The following is a 23,460-nucleotide window of genomic DNA, read 5'->3' as shown; positions in this document are numbered from 1 at the left end:
AATAACCCTATTACATTGGGAGAATAGGACATCACATGAACTTGGACAAAGTAATTTCCGGATTTTTTTTCATTCTGGCGATGACGCTCAATTTCGGATTTTTCTACGGCGATTTGTCGGATTTAGAACTGCATAGCAAATACGAACTCTTTGCGGCATTGGTCGTGAACATCATTGCGACAACGCTCAAAATCGGTGATAAAACGCAATTGGGTTCGGTAATGCTCGCTACGAGTCTGGTCGCGGATATTCAGCTGATTGCCTCGGCAACCGTTTGGACCGTTGCGGCGTATGCGTATACGATCGATCGAGAAATCACTTCGATTATCGTCAGCTTAAGCGGCGGAGCGTTACTGGCCAACATAACCAGTGTTTTACTCTATATCGGCGATACGCTTAAATCCAAACGTTAAAGGGCTCTTTTTGAGAAGCAGTTCCTTATGGCTTATTTTACAGCGTATGCGTACCCCTTTCCTCATTATTATTATTTTAACGTATACGATTTCTATTATCGGATTACTACTGATTGAGGGCGTCGACGCAGAGGGAAGAGCTTATCGGCTCTCTATTTTTGACGCATTTTATTTTATTAGCTATACCGCAACAACGATCGGGTTTGGCGAAACGCCTTTCACGTTTACCTACCCTCAACGCATCTGGGTCTCAATGTCTATTTTTTTTACCGTCACGGGTTGGTTCTACAGTCTTGGATCCTTAGTCGCCCTCCTTCAAGACAAACTCTTTTTGGAAGAATTTGCGCGCGCAAAATTTAGGCGTAACATTGCTTATTTAAAAGAAAAATATATCATTATTCTCGGCTACAACTCCATTACCAGCGAAATTATTAAAAAAGCCAACGAATACGGATTGCGCTCCGTAGTGATCGAAAAAGACGAAAGTAAACGCAACCATCTTTTGTTGGAAAACTTCACGCCGCCCGTTTATTGTCTTAATGCTGACGTTCATAATCCCGAGGCATTGGAAACGGCAGGAATCAAATCCATTTATTGTCGTGCTATCGTGAGCCTCTTTGAAAACGACGCACTCAATCTTCGCATCGCGTTAACGTCTAAAATTCTCAATTCCAATATCACGATGGCGATTAAAGCGACGACGAAAAACCAAGCCGAAAATCTCCAAGATTTAGGCGTTCAAATTATTGAAAATCCGTTTGAAATTATCGCAACGCATATTCATTTAGCGATTAATGCCCCGCACTCTTTACGTCTGATTCGATGGCTATACGGTCTAGGGCATTTGCACGATCCTCTTCTACGCTTGCCGCGCGGGAAATACCTTGTATGCGGATACGGTCGTATGGGAAAAAGTATTTACGAAGTGCTTAAAGAGAACCATTTCGAAACCGTTTTTGCCGAAATCGATTCGCAAAAAAAAGAGCCAACACCAAGCGAAGCACATCCGAAAATTGTTATCGGCGACGGCGACGATAAAGAGATGTTAAAAGCATTGGGCATCCAAGAGTGTGCCGCGATCATCGCCGGAACCAACGACGATACGACCAACCTTTCTATTTTAGCGACGGCCAAAAAACTAAACCCATCGATTATTACCATTGCGCGTGAAAACGAATTGGAAGATTTTTCGATTTTTCAAAACTCCGGCATCGATTCGGTTTTTATACCCGCAAAAATTTTAATCAATAAAACGGTACATGCCATCCTCAATCCGGCACTCGATCAGTTTATCAAACACATTTATGCGTTAGACGAGACAGACATCATCGCTTTGACCAAAACGCTCTTAAACATCTCGATGCATCCGTCGATTTTCGCACTGAAAATCGACGCAACGCAAGCCCCGATGCTTTTAAAACATACGAACAATACGCTTCCGCTCTCTTTACTCAAAACGTCTCTTAAAAATAGACGCATCGATAACAATCTGATCGTGCTCATGCGTTTACGGAACAAAGAAGTATCGCTTTTCCCTTCCTGGAACGAAACGATCGCCATCAATGATCTTTTTTTATTTGCCGGCGACGAAAATGCTCAAGATCACCTCGAGTCGATTGCACAAAATTATTATGAGTTTTATTATGCTCTTGAGGGTAAAGAAAAAAGTATTTTCGGCAGATTACGCACGCCTTAGCCTTCAAAGCTCTTTGAAGGGATGATTTTAGAACAAATTTATTTTAAAATGCCCTTAAAATAAGTTGCGTTTAATATTAGTTTTTATATAATCTACGCCTAAATTTAAAACGAAAGGCTTATCTATGGCAAATCACAAGTCAGCAGAAAAGCGTATTAGACAAACCAAAAAACGCACCGAAAGAAATAGATTTTATAAAACTAGAATCAAAAATCTAACACGTGCCGTAAAAGAAGCTGTTGAGGCGGGTGATCAAGCAGCTGCCGCCGTTGCGTTGAAAAATGTAAACAAAAGCTTTCACTCTTATGCCGGCAAAGGTATTTTGACGAAAAATACGGCTGCTCGTCGCGTAAGCCGTCTTGCTCAACTTGTTAATACGCTAGGTAGTGTTGCTGCATAACCTGCGGCAACTCCCTCTTTATTTTTAGTTTCCCTTCATGTTAAACGAAAAACTTGTCCCCTTCGTCGAGCGCTATAATGAGCTTTCCGCTCTTCTTAGTGATCCTAATATCGCTAACGATATTAAAAAAATGACGGCTCTTTCCAAAGAGCAATCTTCTCTTGAAGAAATTAAAGACAAGTCGCTTGCCTATCTTTCGACCTTAACCCAAATCGAAGAAAATAAACTCCTTTTGGACGACGAAGAACTCGGAGAGTTGGCAAAAGAAGAACTCAAAAGTTTAGAACTTCTTAAAGAAACGTTGGAAGAGGAAATTAAACTTCTTTTACTTCCCAAAGACCCTAACGACGAACGTAATATTTTCCTTGAAATTCGTGCAGGAACCGGCGGAGACGAAGCTGCCATCTTTTCGGCGGATTTATTTAAAGCTTATTTGCGTTATGCCGAAAACCGCGGGTGGAAAGTTGAAATTGTCTCATTAAGCGAAGGGGTTTTAAACGGTTATAAAGAAATAATCGCGTTGATTAAAGGGCAGGGTGCTTTTTCACGACTTAAATACGAAGGCGGCGTTCATCGTGTTCAACGTGTACCTTTAACCGAATCGCAAGGCAGGGTTCATACGTCTGCTGTGACGGTGGCCGTGATGCCCGAAGTCGACGACGTCGAAATCGATATTCAAGAAAAAGACCTTAAAATCGATGTAATGCGTTCATCCGGAAACGGCGGACAATCGGTCAACACGACCGACAGTGCCGTACGTATTACGCACTTGCCGACCGGGATAGTCGTCGTAAATCAAGACGGTAAGTCTCAGCATAAAAATAAAGACGCCGCTATGAAAATCCTAAAAGCGAAGCTTTACGATATGGAGATGCAAGAGCGCAACGCCAAAGAAAGTGAAGCACGTAAACAACAAGTAGGTTCCGGCGATAGAAGTGCAAGAATTCGCACGTACAATTATCCTCAAAACCGTATTACCGATCATAGGGTAGGGCTCACGCTTTACCGTTTAGATGCCGTGATGGAAGGCGGACTTTTTGATGAGATTATCGAGCCTATTATCGCGCATTACCAAGCCGAGCTGATGAAAGAAGCTAACTTTTAATACCGCTTATTGATCGTAAATACTTAAATTGTTTTGCTCGATCATCTCTCGAATCATTTTAATGTACTCCTCTTTCAGTTCGGAATAATTAACCATCGTTTTTGCCGATTCCATACCGTTGAACGTTCGACCTTCGAGAAAAGCTTGATAACGCCTTTCGCGAAATAGCGAATAGGCATCGTTGGTATTGAGGTTGAGCATATACGAAGTAACCGATTTTTGTAAAGAGCTAAAAACGCGAATCATATGTGTTTTACCCGGTAATCGGTTCTGAGGCATTAAACCGATGCCAGAATACGTCCAGTGACCAAAAAGGTTATTGGCTTCCCGTGCGAACCGACTCTTCCCCCAACCGCTCTCCAATGCTGCTTGTGCAAGTGCCATCGAAACGGGAACCGTATTGATTCGTTTGTAATATTCGTCGCGATCGAAGAGGTTTTCGATCCCGTATTTATTGCGTAATGCGATCAGGTAACCGACATTTTTCTGATTTAGCCCCCGAAAAGCTCCCGGCATCGCCTTCGCAAAAAAGTCGGTAATAAACTCACGGTCTTTTTTAATTTCGTCGTTACTTTTATCGACTAACGCTTTCATATGAAGAAAAAAAGCCTCTTTTTGTTTGGTATTGTCGTCAATTTGATAGTAGTCGTTCGGAAGTCCTCCGGCATAAAGCGTACCGGAGATACTTAAGAAAAAAGCGATAAAAGAGAAGAAAAAAATCTTCACGAATTTAGAGTTCCAGCGTCGTTTCAAAGACCTTTTGTACGAGACCTTTGAAAAAAAGTTTGTTGCCTTCGATGCGCAATTGCAACTCCTCTTGACTCGTCGGATAGACTTTGGCGCAATCCTCTAGAAACTTTTCGCGATACGCACTGTAAAAACACGCCGCCATACCCGTTCCACACGCCAATGTTTCATCCTCGACACCGCGCTCGTACGTTCTTACATGTAAGGCTTTTTCACGAATCATGGCGTAATTGACGTTGGCGTTGTATTTAAATCTCATTTGGCGTGCAATCGTTTTGTCAAAACAACCGATATCCTCCACAAACGTTACCAAATGCGGTACGCCCGTATCGCAAAAATACCATACCAAACCGTTTTCTTCAAACGAATCTCTCAATTTTTTCGGCTCGGTTAATTCCGTCTCTACGACGTCGCCCTCCACACAAGAATGAATCACGCCGGCACCTGTCATAAAACGCATTTGTGCGTCGCAGAGCCCGTTGGTATAAGCATAATGCGCGCATGCGCGCGTTCCGTTACCGCACATAGACGCAACCGAGCCGTCGTTGTTGTAAAATTGCCATTTAAAGTCATGTTCGTTATCGGGCAACAAGACGATCAATCCGTCTGCACCGATTCCGCTTTGTCGATTGCATACTTTTTTGGCAAAATCGCTTCGGTCTTTCTCGATAAACGTATGTAAAATAACAAAATCGTTTCCGCTAGCGTTATATTTTGCAATCTGCATATTTTCCTCTTACAAATTTGATAAATTTTTCAATTTCGCTCTCTAAAAATTTCATATCGAACGAGTTGTTAATCAGAAAATCGGCCATAACCCTCTTTTCTTCAATACTAATTTGTGCATCGATACGTTTTTGAGCCTCTTCTTTCGTAAAATCTTCACGTATCATAAGCCGTTTTCGCTGAACTTCGACCGGAGCATAAACGACGACGACGACCTTACACTGATACCCTTCGCTTTCAAAATAGAGCGGAATATCGATAATATAAGGTCTTTTCCGCTCCTCAAGCACTTCGCTACGTTTGAAGATTTCGGCGCGAATCAACGGATGCAAAAAAGCATTCAGTTTTTCACGTTCCGCTTTATCGTTAAAAATCAGAGCACCCAACGCTTTACGGTCGATCGCGCCCTCTTTGATCACGCGATCGCCGAAAATCGCTTCCACTTCTTTGACATGTAAAGGCAAAATCTCTTTGGCGATTTTATCGGCATCAATGACCTCAAACCCTTGTGCGTGAAGCAAAGAAGAAACCGTACTTTTACCCGTTGCAATGCCGCCGGTTAGGACGATCGCGTGTTCGTATGCCATGAATTCTTTCAGACCTTCAATTAGATTTTATAACGATTTTAACATACTTTTGTTAAAATCTTTTAAACAACCTCCTAAAGGCTTATTCATGAGTACAGTCAGCTACAAAGACGCCGGTGTCGACATCGATGCGGGAAACCAGTTTGTAGAAAATATCAAACCTATCGTAAAATCAACGTTTGACCGCAACGTTATCGGCGGAATCGGCTCTTTTGCCGGCGCGTACGAACTCCCTTCAGGCTATCGACAACCCGTCATTCTAGGGGCAACCGACGGTGTGGGTACCAAGCTCAAATTAGCTATCGATTCGGGTATTTACGATACGGTCGGTATCGATCTCGTCGCAATGTGTGCCAACGACCTTATTTGCAACTTCGGAACACCGCTTTTCTTTTTGGATTATTACGCGATGAGTAAACTCGAGATCGACGCATCGGTTAGCATTGTTAAAGGTATTGCGGAAGGTTGTCTCCAAGCCGAATGCTCTCTCATCGGCGGTGAAACGGCGGAAATGCCCGGAATGTACCACGGTAAAGATTTCGATCTTGCCGGATTTGCGGTCGGAATTGCCGAAAAAGACGAGATGAATCGTTTGCCGCATGTGAAAGCGGGCGATATTTTAATTGCACTTCCCAGCTCGGGTGTGCATTCCAACGGTTTTTCCTTGGTAAGAAAGCTCTTTTTTGATAAACTCGGTTATACGTTTGAAACGGAATTTAACGGTAAAACGTTGATTGAAACGCTTTTAACGCCGACACGTCTCTACGTCAAACTTTTTAAAGCACTCAAATCGCACATTAACGCTTTAGCACATATCACCGGCGGCGGTATCGTCGAAAACCTTCCGCGCGTTCTTCCCGAAGGCTTGCAAGCACATGTCTACATGTCAAAAATCAAAACATTGCCGATTTTTGATTTTATGAGCCGATACGTCGACGAAAGCGAAATGCACCGAACGTTCAATATGGGCGTGGGTATGATCTTAGTCGTGAGTCCCGAAAACGTCGATACGGTCTTATGTAACAGCGACGGCTATGTTATCGGCGAACTTAAAACCGGCACGCGATGTGCACTCATGCTTCCATGAGTAGCGTTTATATCGTTTCTAAACTCTTTACGTACCTGTTTTTACCGCCGGGTATTTTTGCTCTCCTTTTTGTCGGCGCAGCGTTTTTCGTCAAACGCTTTCGCCTTTTTTTCTTTGCCAACGGCATTATTCTATACTTTTTAAGCACGCCTTACGTTGCCGATTGGCTTTTAACGCCTTTGGAAGCACCTTACAATACCTCCTTCGAAAAAAGAGCCGTAGATGCGGTCATCGTACTGGGAGGAGGGCATACGCAAGGCGTTGCCAACCTACCGCTTAGCAGCGACGCGTATAAACGCATGATGTGGGGACTTATGGTTGCCAAGTCCAACAACCTTCCGCTCCTATTTAGCGGCGGCGGCAATCAAAAAGAGTATCTGGAAAGCGATGCTTTTTTGGATAGCCTTAAAGAGATCAAATCGTATCTCGACATCCAACCGCCAAGTTCCAAAAGCCTTGCTAGCAAAGAATTTTCTTTACATGTAGAAGATAAAAGCATCGATACCTACCAAAATGCGCTCTTTAGTAAACAAGCTTTCCAAGCGGTAGGTATCTCCGAGCCGACCGTTTATCTGGTAACTTCGGCGTATCATATGAGGCGTGCCGTGATGCTTTACGAGCATTTCGGTTTCCACGTGATTCCTGCGGCAACCAATTTTAAAATTAACCATCGAGCCCGAGATATGTGGGATTATTTTCCCAATGCGCATGCTTTTTATAAAAGCTTCATTGCACTCCATGAATATGCCGGATTGCTCAGCTTGAAAATCAGAGGCATTTAAGCGTTATTTACGTTTATCGTTCGTAATTTTATAAATAAAACTAAAGACTTCCGCCACGGCTTTATAGAGCATCGGCGGAATCTCTTTATTGATTTCTATCTTCGAGAGCAACTCGACCAAATCAGCGTCTTTTTTAATCAGAATATCGTGTTCTTTCGCAAGTTTGATAATATGCTCTGCAACGTTTCCTTTACCGGAAGCGACGACTTTAGGAGCGTTATGTTTTTCGCGTTCGTACTTGAGTGCGACGGCTTTTTGAATTTTCGGCTTTGGATCGTTCATATTTTTAGGTTAATCCCGAATTCAATTTGCTCACCGCTAAAATAATCGTTTTTAACGGCTGAAACGTCTTTGTATTCCAACATTTTTATCATACCCGTTATCAACCCGACTTCATTCAAAGCTCGTTTGAGTTTTGGAAGTTGATCGCCGATTTTCTTTTTGAGCTCGCTTTTTTGTACGGCAACGTTCATATCTACGTATTTATCGTTCGATAGAACCAACATCATATTGATTTTACCGTAATATTCCAAATCCAGATCGATTTGGCAATGAAAGCTCTCTTGCGTACTTTGTTTCATCATCATAGAGCCGTTTTTCATCCCTTCCCAACTAAAAGGAATATACACGTGCGTCGAACTGCTGACGTAAGAAAAGAGCTGATGGTATTCGATTTGCGTTAACAGGCGATTTGTAATTTCATATGCTTCTTTATTCTGAGGCGACGTCGCAAACGCTTCGTTGAGCTTCGTTAAGACCCCTTTTATATCACTCAAGAGTTCTACGTCGCTTGGATCGAGTTGGAGTTTTTGCGCCAATGTTTTACCGACGAAGAGTTCCGGCTTAATCAGTGCATGAATCGTCTGATCCAACGTGCTACTTTTAGTGTTAAACTCGGCTTGACGTACGGTCTGAGGATCGATGACTTCGATTTGCTGCTTAATACGATTAGCAAGCATTTTTAAAGCTTCTTCGACGCTTTGAGGCATCGCGGAAGAGGAGGGCAGAGGCATCGCCGTAACCGAGGAATTTTGTACCGAAGAAGCTATGACCTCTTGATCGCTCATCGGCTCTTCTACCGTATGCTCTTGAAGTAATGCACCTTCTTGCATTGCCGATACGGGAGTTTTCGGAATAGACATCGTATTTGCGGCATCCAGGAGTGAAGATTTGAGCGACTTGACGATTTCTTGGAGAAAGTTTCCTTTCAGAAGTAATTCATCGATCTGAGGCTCAAGATCGTTTAAACCGAGCTCGCTTAAATTTTCTTTGAGCTGTTCTACTAAAACTTGGACTTGCGCATTAAAATGTTCCTCGACTTTCATCGATGCGGGATAATTTTCGACTTTAGACGCAATTAAATCGGTTTGTTTGATCGCATATTCAAGCTTTTGCACCGTTTGATACGCTTCTTTAAACATAGAAGGCTCTGCTAAGACTTGCTTAACGCCTTGCCGAAAAAGATCGAGTAGGGTTTTTAGGTTACCTTGCGCCTCTTTAGATGAGAGATCCTGTGACGTCGCCAATAAATCCAAAACGGCAGAGATCTCTTTGGTAATCGGCGACGATTGAAGCAACGGCGTGTCTAAATGCGTTTGAATATGCGTACGAAGTGCCTCCAACGTATCCGATGCGCCTTGTATCTTAAGCGTATTTGCCAATTTCGATTCAAAGAAAATACCGGAATTTTGTATCTGCGTTTGGAGCATCTTCGTATCGATTTGATCGATATTTTTTGTAAACAATTGCAATAAAGCCATCGGTTGAGCTATCGTAGAATCGAGCTTAACCGTTGTCGTTAAGGTTTTAATATCGTCGGCAAAATTACCCATATTTTTAAAAAGTTGGCTCTTTTGTAAAACCTCATAAATTGCACTTTTCGATTTTGCCTCGCTGATCGCACTTCCTAGAAGTTGTGCTACAACCTCTTTTGCATCACTCGGCGTTTTCGCATACGCTGTTTTTTCGCTACTTAGTTCTAACGGTAATTGCGCACTTTTTTGTATAAGCGCATCGGCTTGCCGTGTGAGTGTCTCTTTAGTCTCAAGCGACGTTTTCGTATCGAGCGTTTGCAGTTGATTGGCAAGAAGCGAAGCCGTATTGACGTCCATAATGCATCACCTTATAGGGTAAATAATTCGTATGTTAACGGTGAACCGATTTGATTTTTTCCAACCACTCGTTTAAAGTCTTTTCAAACCCTATCGGCAAATTTCGATAAAAATGAAGCGGTTTTTCACTGTAGCTTTGCTCGACCCAACCGCCAAAATCGTGCGGATACAAATACCCTTTAGGTGAAGGACTTTTAAGATGTTCCGGAACCGTTAACGCTTTTTCGTTTTTGACATACGATAACGCATCGTTAATCGCCTGATAGGCACTGTTCGATTTAGGACTACATGCAAGGTAGATCAAGCATTGCGATAAAATAATACGCGCCTCGGGATAACCGATCTTACTTACGGCCGTTAGCGTACTGGCAGCGAGATTTAAAGCGTTAGGATTAGCGTTACCAATATCTTCGCTTGCAAGAATGATTAATCTCCGCGCAATAAAGTCGGGACTTTCCCCGCCGTCTATTAAACGTGCTAGATAATAAAGTGCCGCATCGACATCTGAACCTCTCACGCTTTTAATCATGGCGCTAATGAGATTATAATGCGTATTATCTGAACTCACGCCGTCTTTGAGCGCACTCGGTCGCAACGATTTTAGCGTTTCAAGGCTGACATGTAAATCGACTTTCAGTGCAAATTCTAAAAGGTTTAAAAGCGATCTGCTATCGCCGGCACTGGAACTTACGAGGTAATTCAACGCATCTTCGTCAATCGTACATGTCACGACATTTCGTACGCGCTCGACGATAACACGCAAATCCGATTCTTCTAACGGATAAAACTCAAATAACATCATCCGTGAGCGAATACCAGAGCTTAGGACGAAGTATGGATTTTCGGTTGATGCTCCGATAAGAATCATCTCGTGGTTCTCCATCGGCAATAACAAAACCTCTTGCTGTGTTTTAGAAAGACGATGAATTTCATCGATAAAAATTAACGGTTTTTGCAAAGCGTTTTTATACTGTGAAAGAATTTTACGAATTTCTTCGACTTTAATACTGGTGGCGTCGAGCTCAAAAAAAGGCAAATCCAACTCATTCGCGACGATACGCGCTAAGGTCGTTTTTCCTACTCCTGCAGGACCAAAGAAGAGGGCATGACTCATCGAGCCTGCTTTTAACAGTTTGAAGAAAGGGCTACTTTTTGCACTTAAGTGTTTTTGTCCGGCTAACTCTTCGATGCGTTTCGGGCGAAAGAAGAGGGCAAAGTTATTGATCATCGCCCTTGGTATCCTGTTTCACGTATTCAAGATAATCGCGCAAAGCATTATATTCGCTTGCATTAAAAAAACGATGTTTTCCCGGCTTTAGCGTTCCTAAATCGACTTTGCCGTAGCTCACGCGTTTGAGATCTACGACATCCACGTCGAAATATCCGAAAAAGCGTCTCAGTTCTCTGTTTTTTCCTTCGTTAATTGTCACTTTAAGCGTCGAAAACGTCGGCGAATTTTTAATAATACGATACGCTAAAAACGGCGCAAACTCCATGGAATGAATCTCACTCTTGGCATGCCCGCCTTTTCGAGCATCGTCCAATTTCAATCCCTCTTGCATCGCTTTTTCCATCGCTAACGTAATCGCTCCGTTAATCTTAACGTAATAAACCCGCTCCAAATCGCCGTGCATTAACGCCGAAACCACGGTGGGAGAATCACACAGAAGCAAAAGTCCTTCGCTGGCGAAATCAAGTCTTCCGACGCTTAAATAATGCCCGAATTTCGACGGAAGCGAATCGTAAACCGTCTTGCGTCCGCGATCGTCTTTTTTACTTACCAATTCACCTTTGGGTTTATGGTACACGATAACCGAATAACCATGCTTTTCAAAAAGCGCATTACCTTTAATTTCAATCCTGTTTTTAAAACTCACTTGCATCGAAAGATCGTCTACGACTTTACCGTCGACTTTCACTAAGCCGTCTTTGATCAATTGATCCGCTTCACGTCGCGAATAGTGCGTATTGTGGGAAATCATCTTATTAAGTCGCATTAATTCTATCATTTTATCCCCGCTTCTACCAATTGGTGAATGTGCAATACGCCCTCTAGCTTACCTTGTTTATCGGTAATCGCAAGTAATTGTATTTTATATTTTTCGATCAATGCTAGCGCATCGCTTGCAAGGATCGTCGCGTCGTCGATCGTTTTGGGTTGCTTCGTCGCATATTCGTACGCATACGCATCCATGCGAAAATCGTCTCGCATTAACGCACGTCGTAAATCACCGTCGCTTAAAACGGCTAACAACGTATGGTCGCAATCCGTAATCAGGACATTGCCTAGACGCCCTTCGCTCATAGCAATAATCGCCTCTTTCAATTTTGTTTTTTCAGAAATAACGGGTAACTCACTCGTGAGCATCAAATCTTTTACTTTGACAAACAAACGTTTGCCGAGACTTCCACCCGGATGGAACGACGCAAAATCCTCTTTTTTAAAATTTTTCTGCTTCATAAGGCAAACGGCTAACGCATCTCCTAGCGCTAACGTCAGCGTTGTCGAACATGTAGGAGCGGCATCGAGAGGGCATGCCTCTTTTTCGATGTGTAAAGGAATAAAAATATCGCTGTAACGTCCCAATGACGACTCTTTTGAGCGCGCCATACCGATCAGGGGAATTTCGAAACGTTTGATATGCGGCAAAATTTTAATCAATTCTTCACTCTCACCGCTATAACTGATGGCTAACACGGCATCTTCTTTACCGATCATACCCAAATCTCCGTGCATGGCTTCAGTCGGATGTAAAAAGAAACTGCTCGTTCCCGTACTCGCAAGCGTTGCGGCAATTTTTGCACCGATCAATCCACTTTTTCCAACCCCCGTTACGATCAGCTTTCCTTTAATCTTTGCTATCGCAGACGTCGCTTCATTGATCTCTGGCCCGATATGCGCCGCCGTGTTTAAAAGCTCTTTGGCTTCCAATTCTAATACTTCTTTGGCTATTGCTTGAAAATCTTGCATCGGCGATCCTACATCATGAAAATCGTCGGAACGATTGTCGGGTATTTTTTCATCTGGCGATAGATATGTTTACGAACGACTTGTCTTACTTCGTTTTCAAGGGCACGCGCATTTTCGAGTAGCTCTTTTTTAGCATTGGCGATAAACTGATCGATTACGCCTTCCATCTCTATCGAGAAAGCTTTGTCGTCTTTATCCGGCACAAGTCCGTAACTGATAATTTTCGGCTTTGCAATCAATTTGTGCTCGCTTTTATCGATTTGAATCACAAGCATCACGAGTCCGGCTTCCGCTAACTTTTGTCGATCGATAACGACATCATCGGCAATTTGCTCATTGACTTGGTTATCGATAAAGACCTTACCCGTTTTAATCGTTTTGATTTTTTTCATATATTTGCCGCACAATTCCACTTGATCGCCGTCACTCATCAAATAGATATTACGCTCCGGAATACCGCATTGCATTGCCGTTTCTTTGTGTTTGGTAATATGATTGTATTCGCCGTGAACCGGAAGGAAAAACTTCGGTTTGACCAAGCGGAGAATCAATTTTTGCTCTTCTTGCGCAGCATGTCCGCTCACGTGAATTTCGCTAAAATCTTGGTATGCTACGTTTGCACCGCTTTTTAATAAAAAGTTTAACACCTTAGAGACGCTGCCTTCGTTACCGGGAATCGCTTTAGCGGAGATAATAATTTGATCGGTCGGTTTAATCTTTACATGTCGATGTTCATCTGTCGCCATACGATACAAGGCACTCATCGTCTCGCCTTGGCTTCCCGTCGTAACGATTAAAACGTCTTTATCGTTATGCTTATTCACTTCATGCGGATCGATAAAAATACTTTTATCCAACTGAATATACCCTAGATCAATCGCGGTAAAGAGGTTGCGTTCCATCGACCTTCCGATCACACAGACTTTGCGTCCGTATTTTAAACCGTAATCAATTGCTTGATAAACCCTATGAATATTCGATGAAAACGTAGACATAATCACCCGACCCTTTGACTTTGCAAAGATAGAATCAAACGTTTTCCCAACCGTACTTTCGCTACGCGTAATACCTTCTTTATAAGAGTTGGTACTATCGCTCATTAAACACAATACGCCTTTTTCACCGTATGCCGCAAAACGGTTCAAATCGGTTACATACCCGTCAATCGGAGTATGATCGATTTTAAAGTCTCCCGTATGAATAATCGTTCCGGCTTCTGTCGTAATTGCCAATGCGGAAGCGTCGATAATCGAGTGCGTAATATGGATCCATTCGATTTCGAATTCGCCGATTTTATAGAGTTTACGCTTTTCGACCGGACGAAAATACTTCTTATACGCTTTTAAACCGTGTTCGTCAAATTTGTTTGAAATCATTCCCAACGGCAACGGCGTTGCGTAAAGCGGAAACTGCATCTCTTTAAAAAGATACGATATGGCTCCGATATGATCTTCGTGCGCATGTGAAATAATAATTCCGGCTATTTTTTTCTTAATTTGTCTCAAATAACTAAAATCTGGCACCAAAATATCTACGCCGTGCATATCTTCACTGGGAAAACTCATACCGACATCCAGCACGATTGCCGAAGTGTCAGTCTCAAAGACACAAATATTGCCACCGATTTCGCCGAGGCCTCCCAACGGAGTGATTTTGATCTTTCCTTTGGAGTTTTGCTCAACGACGGAGGCTTTATTCAAGCGTTCTTTGTGCATTTTTTGGTTTGCATCAATCGCTTTTTTTATATCGCGCTGCCACGGTTCGTTACCGTCGATCGAAGGCGTTTGCGTTTTCACTTTATTGCGTCTACGGTTATTGGTTTTCGGTTTGTTTTCGCCGGCATTTGGCTGTGCAGTACCGTTGTCGGTTTGCTCGACTGCCGTTTGGTCTTCCCCAGAGTGCATTGGCGCCGCTTTCGGTTTCGAACGTCGTCGTCTGTTTTTATTGGGTTTTGGCGGCGTTGCCGCGTTGGATTGCTCGTTATTCGTGGATGGAATCTCGTTTTCTTGCATCATTCAACCTTAAATGTTTAAATAGTAGATGATGAGACGAGACGCTGAGTTCATGAGGTCGAATCGTTACGGGAATAGCATGAATTTGCATCACTTTTTCAACAAATTCTCTATTATATTCACTCGAAATATTTTTTAACCACGTCTTACGCGGACTTTGAAAAGAGCATCGCAAATACTTTTTAAATTTTTGCAGAGTCTTTTCGTCTTCAAATATTCCAAGAAATTTATCCTGTATAAATTCTTGTTTTTTGTCGATTCTCAAAATAGAAGATGTCACTTTCGGTTGCGGCTCAAACGATGTCGGAGCTACGTCAAAAAGCAGTGTTGCCGTTGCGATACTTTGCGCTAGAATAGTCAAAGAGCTAAACTCTTTCGTTTTCGGTACGGCCGCAAACTTCTCTGCGACTTCCTTTTGCACCATTACCGTCATCGATCGACAGTAAGGATCTTCTAGAGCGTTCAAAATAATCGTCGTCGCAATGTAATAGGGTAAATTCGCCACTAAATCATAAGGCTCGCTTTGCAACGAACCGTTATTAAACTGATCAAGCACATCGGTATGCACCAATGTTAAGCTTCCCTCTTCTATCTCTTTTGAGAACTTCTCTCTCAAATAAACGCACAAGTCTTCATCGACCTCATATGCTACTAAAGGCTTTACCTTAAGTAGTTCTTGCGTCAAATCACCTAAGCCAGGTCCTATTTCAATAAGTTTAAATTCATTGTGGGGCATCGCTTGGATGATTTTGTATAGAATATTTCTATCTTTTAAAAAATTTTGGCCAAATTTTTTCTTTGCCTCTATCAATTTGACTCACTCTTTTTAAAATTTTATTGATTTTACTCAATTTTTACTTACAAAATTGTTAGGAGGCAAAAGAAGCAGGTTTTTCAGAAGTTTTTTTTAATACTTTTGCTATCATAAACACTCAACATTTCCCTTCTAAAGAGACTTTTATGGACTACTTTGCCAAACGTATTATCCCATGCCTTGACGTTAAAAACGGTCGTGTCGTTAAAGGCGTTAATTTTGTCGGCTTAAAAGATGCCGGCGATCCCGTTGAAATTGCCAAACGTTACAACGAAGAGGGTGCAGATGAAATTGCTTTTTTAGATATTACGGCAAGTCATGAAGGTCGAGGAACCATCGTCGAAATTGTCGAAAAAGTTGCACGTGAAGTTTTTATTCCGCTGACGGTTGGCGGAGGGATTCGTACTTTAGAAGATATTTACCGCCTTCTCAATGTAGGATGCGATAAAGTCAGCATCAATTCTCCAGCCATTGCAAACCCTCATTTCATCGACGAATCGTCCAAACGTTTCGGTTCTCAATGTATTGTCGTCGCTATCGACGTCAAACGCACGAACGATAGATGGAACGTTTTTATTAACGGCGGACGTATCGATACGGGCATTGATGCTATAAATTGGGCAAAAGAAGCAGCGGATAGAGGTGCCGGTGAAATTCTTTTAACATCTATGGATTGTGACGGTGCAAAAAACGGTTATGATCTTTCCATTACCTCACAAATCAGCTCTCTGCTTGATATTCCTGTCATCGCAAGCGGTGGAGCAGGGACGATGGAACATATTAAAGATGCTTTTACAAGCGGTGCCGATGCGGCGTTAGCCGCTTCTATTTTTCACTTTAAAGAAATCGAGATCATGGCACTCAAACACTACCTTAAACGTCAGGGAATAGCGGTTCGCTTATGATACTTTGTGCCGGCAACAATGAACATTTTGATTTTGCTCAACCCATTGGTGTCGGGCTTATACAAAGTGCTATACAGCTTACCCGATACATTCTAGAGCAAAAACCTTCTTTTGTGTTTTTTGTAGGAACGGCAGGCAGTTATGGACGATATAAGCCGTTCGATCTTGTTTTGAGCCATAGTGCTGCCAATGTAGAACTTAGTTTACTGCAAAATCAAAGTTATACACCGATTCAAAATACCGTTCATGCAAAACATCATTATAATGTTTCACGTGGAACAAATTACCCTTTTGAAACCGTCAATTCTAGCAATTATATTACAACGGATTTTCAGGTATCGCACTCTTTCAATGAGAAAAATATTGCTTTAGAAAATATGGAATTCTTCTCCGTTATACAAGTAGCCAATACCTTTGATCTTCCATGCCTTGGCTTGTTTGTCGTTACCAACTATTGCAATGAAAATGCCCATCGTGATTTTGTCTCCAATCAAGCGAAAGCCAAAGAGTTAATTACCTTACATGTAGAAAAAAATATGAAAATTTGAGGGCATATGGAACAAATAAATATACTGGATTTGTCAAAAGAAGAGTTGTCAAACGCGATAAAACCTGCTTTTCGAGCAAAACAAATTTATCAATGGCTGTATCAAAAATACGTTACGTCTTTTGAAGAAATGAAAAATCTACCGAAAGAACTTCAATTGGCGTTAAAAAAAACGTACTATCTTGATCCTTTACGCATCGTCAAAATCGAAGTCAGTAAAGACGGTAGTAAAAAGTACCTTTTTGAATTGAAAGACAAAAACACGGTTGAGTCGGTTCTTTTACCCATGAAGCAAGAACAAGTCGACGAAGAGGGCAAACGCGTGCATCATACACGCTATACCATCTGTATTTCGTCACAAGTGGGTTGTAAAATCGGCTGTACTTTTTGCCTTACCGGTAAAAGCGGATTCAAACGCAACCTCTCTGCCGGAGAGATAACATCACAAGTTTTAATGATTAAACGCGATAACGCTATTGCCGAAAACAGACGCGTTAACATCGTTTTTATGGGTATGGGCGAGCCGCTCGACAATTTAACTAACGTGAGTAAAGCCGTTCATATTTTCAGCGATATCGACGGTCTTTCTATTTCAACGCGACGTCAAACAATTTCAACGAGTGGACTTAGTTCACAAATCGAAAAATTAGGGCAACTTGACTTGGGCATTTTATTGGCAATTTCGCTTCATGCCGTCGACGATACTTTACGCCAAAAGCTAATGCCGATCAATAAAGCTTACAATATCGAATCTATCATGAATGCCGTACGTGCTTTTCCTATCGATGCACGCAAACGCGTGATGTTTGAATATCTTGTGATGAAGGGCATTAACGATGATCAAAGCAATGCCAAAAAACTGGTCAAGCTCTTACACGGCATTAAAGCAAAAGTTAACTTGATCTATTTTAATCCGCATCACGGAAGCGATTTTGATCGTCCGAGTGAAAAAGACATGTTAGCTTTTCAGCAATATCTCGTTGATCACGGGGTATTGTGTACGATTCGTCAATCCAAAGGCATCGATATCAGTGCGGCTTGCGGACAATTACAGGATAAGGAAAAACATGACATCGCTTGATATGGTACAATTAGGTTTTTTAATCATTGTCGTCATCGTAGGTGTAGGAGGAATGATTAACGTTCTATTTAGAAAAAAGTAAAGAGCTTCTCGCTGCTCTTTACTGCACAATCCACTCTTGCGATACGATTTCTTCTGAACCGATAAAAATTTTTCCGATAAATTTATCGTTTGAATGAAAAGTCCCGACACCTTTTGGAGTTCCGGTCATAACAATATCGTTATCTTCCAAAGCGCAAAAAGTCTCAATTTCTTCAAGGATAGTAAACGGTTTATAAATCATCAAATCACTGCTTCCTTCTTGAACTAACACATCGTTAATCCATAATTGCATCGCAACTTTATGCAGATCTGAAGGTTCAATACCGACAAACGTACTCATAACCGCAGCCCCGTTAAAAGCCTTTGCACGTTCCCACGGTAAGCCTTTTGCTTTCAACTCACTCTGCAATGTTCGGTTAGTTAAATCTAAACCGAAACCGACTCCACAAATTGTTTTATTTCGGATGAGAAATGAAATTTCTCCCTCATAGTGTAACGTTGTTTGCGATTGTGCCGTTAGCGTATGCGCAATAGCAGAATTGGGTTTCATAAAAAGAACCATCGACGTTGGAAGTTCGTTATGAAGCTCATAAATATGCTCTACATAATTACGACCGACACAGACGACTTTACTTGGCACAATATCTTCGCCGTTAAAATGAATCGTGTTCATTCGTTGACCCTTTCTTGGAGTAAATTGTAAAATTCACTTTTGGCATTAAAAGTAGATTCTATTGCATAATCAATCCCTTTATAACAAAATGCCAAAGATTGTGCATGCAATAACAATCGCGGACTCAAGGTTTTACGCGTTTGTTCTTCATGCGACATACTACCGTCTAAAAATCTTTCTGCATCTACTTCGTCGATACCGTAAATCGGATCGCCGACGATTGGATGTTTCACGTGGAACAAATGAGCTCTGATTTGATGTTGCCTTCCGGTATAAGGAATTGCCTCAATAAACGTTGCATGTTTATCTTCAAAGTAGCATACGGGAATGACGCGCGTCTGAGAAGGTTTCCCCGTTTCATCGACATGTACTTTCAAACGTATTTGACTTGTTACAATATCACGCTTGAGTTTAGCATCAATCAAAAATTCATCGGAAATTTTTCCGCGAACCAAAGCAAAATATCGTTTATGCACTTTACGTGCGGCAAAGATAGCTTTTAACTCAATTTCCGCTTTTTTATTTTTTCCTATCAAGACAAGTCCGCTTGTACTTTTATCGATACGATGCGCGGCATTAGCATCCTTGCCGTAACGCGATTTAATTTCATCGTTGAGGGTGTAACCATCTGAGCGTTTTCGAGGATGGATCATGACGCCGCTGGGTTTATCGTAAACCGCAAAATCTTCCGTTTCAAAAACAGGGATAAGCCCTTTAGACGTTCCTTCAAAAACGACTACGGCAATTTCTCCAAAAATGCGAGCCGATTTTCGCGTCAATAGCTCATCGTTCACGTACACACGCTTTCGATCAATCGTTTTTTGTGCCTCACTCATCGTTATACCAAAAGTATCCATTAAAAAACGAAATGCAAGAACGGGTGTTTCTACCGTAAATTTCTTAGTCGTATAAGACAAGTTTCAACCCTTTTTTAGTCCTATTTTGTTAAAATTTTATCTTCAAAAATAGAATCCATTTTAGATAATTTCATCGTATTTTATCATAGAAAAATCATAAACGAAGAAGGAAGAAGATGGTAGAGCGCTACGCTAGAGAAGAGATGAAAAAGCATTGGACGATCGAGGCCAAATACAACGCTTGGCTTAAAGTGGAAAAGGCGGCGACCAAAGCGTGGAACAAACTCGGACTTATTCCGGACGACGATTGTGAAAAAATCTTAACAAATGCAAAATTCGATATTGACCGTATCGATGAAATCGAGAAAGTTACCCGACACGACGTTATCGCTTTTCTTACGAGCGTCGCGGATAGCTTAGGCGATGAGAGCAGGTGGGTTCATTACGGTATGACCAGCTCTGATTGTATTGACACGGCCGTTGCACTACAGATGCGCGATTCCTTACATGTCATTATTGAAGACGTCAAAGTTTTAATGGAATCGCTCAAAAAAAGAGCAATGGAACACAAAATGACTTTGATGGTCGGCCGCAGTCACGGTATTCACGGCGAACCGATTACCTTCGGGTTAGTGCTTGCCATTTGGTACGAAGAAATTAAACGAAGTCTTAAAAATCTTGAAAACGTCATGGAAGTGATCTCCGTAGGGCAGATTAGCGGTGCGATGGGGAATATGGCACACTCACCGATCGAACTCGAAGAACTTGTATGTGAAGAATTAGGACTTAAACCGGCTCCCGTTTCCAATCAAGTCATTCAACGCGATCGTTATGCCGCACTGATGAACGCACTTGCGCTTTTGGCTTCCAGTTGCGAAAAAATTGCCGTTGCAATTCGACATTACCAACGAACCGAAGTCTATGAATGCGAAGAGTTTTTTGAAAAAGGGCAAAAAGGAAGTTCGGCAATGCCGCACAAACGCAATCCCGTTTTAAGCGAAAACATTACGGGTCTTTGTCGAATGATTCGTTCGTACGCCATCCCCGCTATGGAAAACGTTGCATTATGGCATGAAAGAGACATTAGCCACAGCTCGGTCGAACGCTTTATTTTACCGGACGGTTTCATTACCGCCGACTTTATGCTAACCCGTTTAAATAGCGTCATTTCCAAATTAGTCGTTTATCCCGAAAATATGATGAAAAACCTTAACCTCACGGGTGGGCTGGTCTTTTCACAACGTATTTTGCTCGAATTACCTTTATGCGGCGTTTCCCGTGAAGATGCTTACAAAATCGTCCAAAGAAATGCCATGAAAGTCTGGGAAGATTTACAGCAGGGTAAAGCGGCTCTCAACGCCAAAGGCGAAAGCCTCTATCTTCAAAATCTCCTTAGCGATGAAGATTTAAGAGCGAACCTCAGCGAAGCGCAAATAAGAGAATGCTTTAATTACGATTACTATACAAAAAACGTCGATAAAATCTTCCAAAGGGTATTCAAATAATGCTAACCGTTCAAAAGCGTAATGGTCGTACCGAGCCGCTCGATATTTCAAAAATACAAAAATACACAAGTTCTGCTATCAAAGGCTTGGAGAATGTGTCACAAAGCGAACTGGAAGTCGATGCAAAAATTCAATTTCGCGATCAAATTACGACCGAAGAAATTCAAAAAACATTGATTAAAACCGCAGTCGATAAAATCGATATCGATCGACCGAACTGGACCTATGTCGCCGCACGTCTTTTTTTATACGACTTGTACCATAAAGTCAACGGTTTTACGGGATACGGTAACTTCGGCGAATATCTCGAACGAGGCGAAAAAGCGGGACGTATTGCCTTAGGACTTAAGGAAAAATACGACCTTAAAGAATTGGAAGCGTACATTCAACCCGAGCGCGATTTGCAATTTACCTACCTTGGAATCAAAACTTTGCACGATCGCTACTTGATTAAGGACAAACAAGGAAAACCGATCGAATTGCCGCAACATATGTTTATGGCAATCGCAATGTTTTTGGCACAAAATGAACTCAACTCGATGGATTGGGCAAAAAAATTCTACGATGTTATCAGCAAATTCGAAGTTATGTTGGCCACGCCGACGCTTTCCAATGCACGAACAACACGCCATCAGCTAAGCTCGTGTTATATCGGCAGTACACCCGATAATATCGAAGGCATTTTCGATTCCTACAAAGAGATGTCGCTTCTAAGTAAATTCGGCGGCGGTATCGGTTGGGATTGGAACTTGGTTCGCTCGATGGGAGGTATGATCGACGGGCATAAAAATGCCGCAGGCGGTATTATCCCGTTCCTCAAAATCACCAACGATATCGCGATCGCCGTCGATCAACTCGGTACCCGCAAAGGTGCTATCGCCGTTTATATCGAACCGTGGCATATGGACGTATCCGACTTTTTGGATTTGAAGAAAAACTCAGGAGAAGAGCGTCGTCGTGCCCATGATCTTTTCCCCGCCTTGTGGATTAATGATCTGTTTATGAAACGCGTCGAAACAAATGCTATTTGGACGCTTTTCGATCCGGCGGAAACATCCGATCTTTCCGAGGTCTACGGAGAAGAATTTGAACGTCGCTATCTAGCCTACGAGCAAAATGAGTCCATCTCAAAAGAACATATTCCGGCGAAAGAGCTGTGGAAAAAGATTTTAACGAGCTATTTTGAGAGCGGAAGTCCGTTTCTTTGCTTCAAAGATAACGCCAATAAAGTCAATCCAAACGACCATGTCGGCATTATTCGTAGCTCCAATCTCTGTACGGAAATCTTTCAGAACACCGCACCGAACCATTATAAAATCAAAGTCGTTTACAATGACGGCAGCATCGATACGTTTGAAGAGACCGACAGAGTAACGGTCGATAGCGGGCTTAGCAAAGAAGCAAAAAAAATTACGGCACTCGATTCAATCAACGGAAAAGATATTTTTATCGTTGAGAAAGAGATGGTCGAAGGTAAAACCGCCGTATGCAATTTAGCTAGCGTCAATCTTTCCAAAATTCATACAAAAGAAGATATCGAGCGAACGATCCCCATTGCGATTCGTATGCTCGATAACGTAATCGATCTCAATTTCTATCCGCACGCCAAAGTGAAGCACACCAATATGAAATCGCGCGCTATCGGATTAGGAGTTATGGGCGAAGCGCAAATGCTTGCCGAAGCACATATCGCATGGGGAAGCTACGATCATTTTAGCAAGATAGACGAAGTGATGGAAGCCATTAGCTATAACGCCATTCTAGCCTCGTCCAATCTGGCTATCGAAAAAGGGGTTTATCCCGAATTTCAGGGATCGAAATGGAGCAGGGGAATTTTCCCTATCGACACGGCAAACGAAGAGGCGAAAAAGCTGGTTGATCGCGGAGGCCTATTCGGTTACATGTACGATTGGGAAAGCCTGAGAGAGCGCGTGAAGAAAAACGGTATGCGTAACGGTTACCTCATGGCCATTGCACCGACGAGCTCGATCTCCATTTTGGTCGGAACGACACAAACGATCGAACCCGTTTACAAACGCAAATGGTTTGAAGAAAACCTATCGGGCATGATTCCGGTCGTCGTACCCAACCTCAGCCCGGAAACATGGGGATTTTATACGCCGGCATACGATTTGGATCAAAAAGTCCTCATCAAAGCGGGTGCCATTCGCCAAAAATGGATCGACCAAGGGCAAAGCCTCAATATCTTTATGACCTTAGATAAAGCCAGCGGAAAATACCTAAACGATATTTACATGTTAGGCTGGAAACTCGGTATTAAATCAACGTACTATCTCCGATCGCAATCGCCGGAGAGTAAAATTGAAGTTGCCGATCGCAGTATTGAATGTGAAGGATGTCAATAGACGTGATACCGCAACGTTCGTAGGAAAAGGTAT

At 42.2% G+C, this 23,460-nt stretch carries 23 protein-coding genes; 11 read left to right on the top strand and 12 right to left on the bottom strand.

The genetic code is table 11. From position 1 onward, the window contains the following. Positions 1 to 35: 35 nt before the first annotated feature. The 4 genes from OA34_RS00285 to prfA all read left to right on the top strand — a co-directional run bounded on the left by OA34_RS00285 (position 36) and on the right by prfA (position 3,614). On the top strand, positions 36 to 413 hold the full coding sequence (locus tag OA34_RS00285; protein ID WP_039671842.1) for a DUF6394 family protein: 378 nt from the start codon (positions 36 to 38) through the stop codon (positions 411 to 413). 10 nt (positions 414 to 423) lie between these two features. After that, positions 424 to 2,109: a potassium channel family protein gene (locus tag OA34_RS00280; RefSeq protein ID WP_039671841.1), complete on the top strand. Its 1,686-nt coding sequence runs from the start codon at positions 424 to 426 to the stop codon at positions 2,107 to 2,109. 124 nt (positions 2,110 to 2,233) lie between these two features. After that, on the top strand, positions 2,234 to 2,509 hold the full coding sequence (gene rpsT / locus OA34_RS00275) for a 30S ribosomal protein S20 (protein ID WP_039671840.1): 276 nt from the start codon (positions 2,234 to 2,236) through the stop codon (positions 2,507 to 2,509). 37 nt (positions 2,510 to 2,546) lie between these two features. Continuing rightward, positions 2,547 to 3,614 carry a peptide chain release factor 1 gene (gene prfA, locus OA34_RS00270; protein WP_039671839.1) on the top strand — a complete coding sequence of 356 codons (1,068 nt, stop codon included), beginning with the start codon at positions 2,547 to 2,549 and terminating at the stop codon, positions 3,612 to 3,614. 6 nt (positions 3,615 to 3,620) lie between these two features. Here the strand turns inward: prfA and OA34_RS00265 are convergent, their stop codons facing one another. Genes OA34_RS00265 through coaE form a run of 3 tightly spaced genes read right to left on the bottom strand, consistent with a single transcriptional unit; the run spans position 3,621 to position 5,674 of the window. Continuing rightward, a complete protein-coding gene (locus tag OA34_RS00265) occupies positions 3,621 to 4,367 on the bottom strand; it encodes a glucosaminidase domain-containing protein (RefSeq protein ID WP_254376924.1) in 747 nt (248 codons plus the stop codon). Further along, positions 4,345 to 5,088, bottom strand: coding sequence for a diaminopimelate epimerase (gene dapF, locus OA34_RS00260; protein ID WP_039671837.1), 744 nt, complete (start codon positions 5,086 to 5,088; stop codon positions 4,345 to 4,347). The genes OA34_RS00265 and dapF overlap by 23 nt, the downstream gene beginning before the upstream one ends. Continuing rightward, the gene (gene coaE, locus OA34_RS00255) at positions 5,069 to 5,674 is read right to left on the bottom strand and encodes a dephospho-CoA kinase (protein WP_039671836.1); all 606 of its coding nucleotides are present in this window, start codon (positions 5,672 to 5,674) and stop codon (positions 5,069 to 5,071) included. The genes dapF and coaE overlap by 20 nt, the downstream gene beginning before the upstream one ends. Before the next feature lie 88 nt (positions 5,675 to 5,762). On the opposite strand from coaE, the gene purM reads away from it, so the two are divergent. Both purM and OA34_RS00245 read left to right on the top strand, forming a co-directional pair. Next, a complete protein-coding gene (gene purM / locus OA34_RS00250) occupies positions 5,763 to 6,761 on the top strand; it encodes a phosphoribosylformylglycinamidine cyclo-ligase (protein ID WP_039671835.1) in 999 nt (332 codons plus the stop codon). Further along, positions 6,758 to 7,543, top strand: coding sequence for a YdcF family protein (locus tag OA34_RS00245; RefSeq protein ID WP_039671834.1), 786 nt, complete (start codon positions 6,758 to 6,760; stop codon positions 7,541 to 7,543). Before purM ends, OA34_RS00245 begins: the two co-directional genes overlap by 4 nt. 3 nt (positions 7,544 to 7,546) lie before the next feature. On the opposite strand, the gene OA34_RS00240 is transcribed toward OA34_RS00245, so the two are convergent. From OA34_RS00240 to rsmA, 7 genes are read right to left on the bottom strand one after another with little or no spacing between them, the layout of a single operon-like run. Then, positions 7,547 to 7,825 carry an EscU/YscU/HrcU family type III secretion system export apparatus switch protein gene (locus OA34_RS00240; protein ID WP_039671833.1) on the bottom strand — a complete coding sequence of 93 codons (279 nt, stop codon included), beginning with the start codon at positions 7,823 to 7,825 and terminating at the stop codon, positions 7,547 to 7,549. Continuing rightward, the gene (locus OA34_RS00235; RefSeq protein WP_039671832.1) at positions 7,822 to 9,654 is read right to left on the bottom strand and encodes a flagellar hook-length control protein FliK; all 1,833 of its coding nucleotides are present in this window, start codon (positions 9,652 to 9,654) and stop codon (positions 7,822 to 7,824) included. The genes OA34_RS00240 and OA34_RS00235 overlap by 4 nt, the downstream gene beginning before the upstream one ends. A gap of 34 nt (positions 9,655 to 9,688) precedes the next feature. Then, on the bottom strand, positions 9,689 to 10,882 hold the full coding sequence (locus tag OA34_RS00230; protein WP_039671831.1) for a replication-associated recombination protein A: 1,194 nt from the start codon (positions 10,880 to 10,882) through the stop codon (positions 9,689 to 9,691). Beyond that, on the bottom strand, positions 10,872 to 11,651 hold the full coding sequence (locus OA34_RS00225; protein ID WP_254376981.1) for a pseudouridine synthase: 780 nt from the start codon (positions 11,649 to 11,651) through the stop codon (positions 10,872 to 10,874). Before OA34_RS00225 ends, OA34_RS00230 begins: the two co-directional genes overlap by 11 nt. Before the next feature lie 8 nt (positions 11,652 to 11,659). Then, a complete protein-coding gene (locus OA34_RS00220) occupies positions 11,660 to 12,625 on the bottom strand; it encodes a KpsF/GutQ family sugar-phosphate isomerase (RefSeq protein ID WP_039671830.1) in 966 nt (321 codons plus the stop codon). Between the two features lie 8 nt (positions 12,626 to 12,633). Continuing rightward, entirely contained in the window at positions 12,634 to 14,637 is a 2,004-nt protein-coding gene (locus OA34_RS00215) for a ribonuclease J (protein ID WP_039671829.1), read from the bottom strand. Beyond that, on the bottom strand, positions 14,606 to 15,448 hold the full coding sequence (rsmA, locus tag OA34_RS00210; RefSeq protein WP_039671828.1) for a 16S rRNA (adenine(1518)-N(6)/adenine(1519)-N(6))-dimethyltransferase RsmA: 843 nt from the start codon (positions 15,446 to 15,448) through the stop codon (positions 14,606 to 14,608). The genes OA34_RS00215 and rsmA overlap by 32 nt, the downstream gene beginning before the upstream one ends. A gap of 149 nt (positions 15,449 to 15,597) precedes the next feature. Here rsmA and hisF point away from each other — a divergent pair, with 149 nt between their 5' ends. From hisF to rlmN, 3 genes are read left to right on the top strand one after another with little or no spacing between them, the layout of a single operon-like run. Next, complete coding sequence (gene hisF, locus OA34_RS00205) at positions 15,598 to 16,356, top strand: imidazole glycerol phosphate synthase subunit HisF (protein WP_039671827.1); 759 nt, start codon at positions 15,598 to 15,600, stop codon at positions 16,354 to 16,356. Beyond that, positions 16,353 to 16,904, top strand: coding sequence for a phosphorylase family protein (locus tag OA34_RS00200; protein ID WP_039671826.1), 552 nt, complete (start codon positions 16,353 to 16,355; stop codon positions 16,902 to 16,904). Before hisF ends, OA34_RS00200 begins: the two co-directional genes overlap by 4 nt. Positions 16,905 to 16,910: 6 nt before the next feature. Further along, entirely contained in the window at positions 16,911 to 17,984 is a 1,074-nt protein-coding gene (rlmN, locus tag OA34_RS00195) for a dual-specificity RNA methyltransferase RlmN (protein ID WP_039671825.1), read from the top strand. 100 nt (positions 17,985 to 18,084) lie between these two features. Here the strand turns inward: rlmN and OA34_RS00190 are convergent, their stop codons facing one another. Together OA34_RS00190 and OA34_RS00185 are read right to left on the bottom strand one after the other, a co-directional pair. Beyond that, positions 18,085 to 18,699, bottom strand: coding sequence for a fumarylacetoacetate hydrolase family protein (locus OA34_RS00190; protein WP_039671824.1), 615 nt, complete (start codon positions 18,697 to 18,699; stop codon positions 18,085 to 18,087). After that, positions 18,696 to 19,616, bottom strand: a complete 921-nt coding sequence (locus OA34_RS00185) for an RluA family pseudouridine synthase (protein WP_039671823.1) — start codon at positions 19,614 to 19,616, stop codon at positions 18,696 to 18,698. Before OA34_RS00185 ends, OA34_RS00190 begins: the two co-directional genes overlap by 4 nt. Before the next feature lie 116 nt (positions 19,617 to 19,732). Between OA34_RS00185 and purB the strand changes: the two genes are divergently transcribed. Together purB and OA34_RS00175 are read left to right on the top strand one after the other, a co-directional pair. Beyond that, positions 19,733 to 21,061, top strand: coding sequence for an adenylosuccinate lyase (purB, locus tag OA34_RS00180; RefSeq protein WP_039671822.1), 1,329 nt, complete (start codon positions 19,733 to 19,735; stop codon positions 21,059 to 21,061). Beyond that, positions 21,061 to 23,427: a ribonucleoside-diphosphate reductase subunit alpha gene (locus tag OA34_RS00175; RefSeq protein WP_039671821.1), complete on the top strand. Its 2,367-nt coding sequence runs from the start codon at positions 21,061 to 21,063 to the stop codon at positions 23,425 to 23,427. The genes purB and OA34_RS00175 overlap by 1 nt, the downstream gene beginning before the upstream one ends. Positions 23,428 to 23,460: the final 33 nt, after the last annotated feature.

It is taken from the genome of Sulfurospirillum sp. MES (assembly GCF_000789415.1).
Taxonomy (GTDB): Bacteria; Campylobacterota; Campylobacteria; order Campylobacterales; family Sulfurospirillaceae; genus Sulfurospirillum; species Sulfurospirillum cavolei.
Note: the sequence above shows the minus strand (reverse complement) of the source record. Positions and strands in the feature narration are given on the sequence as shown.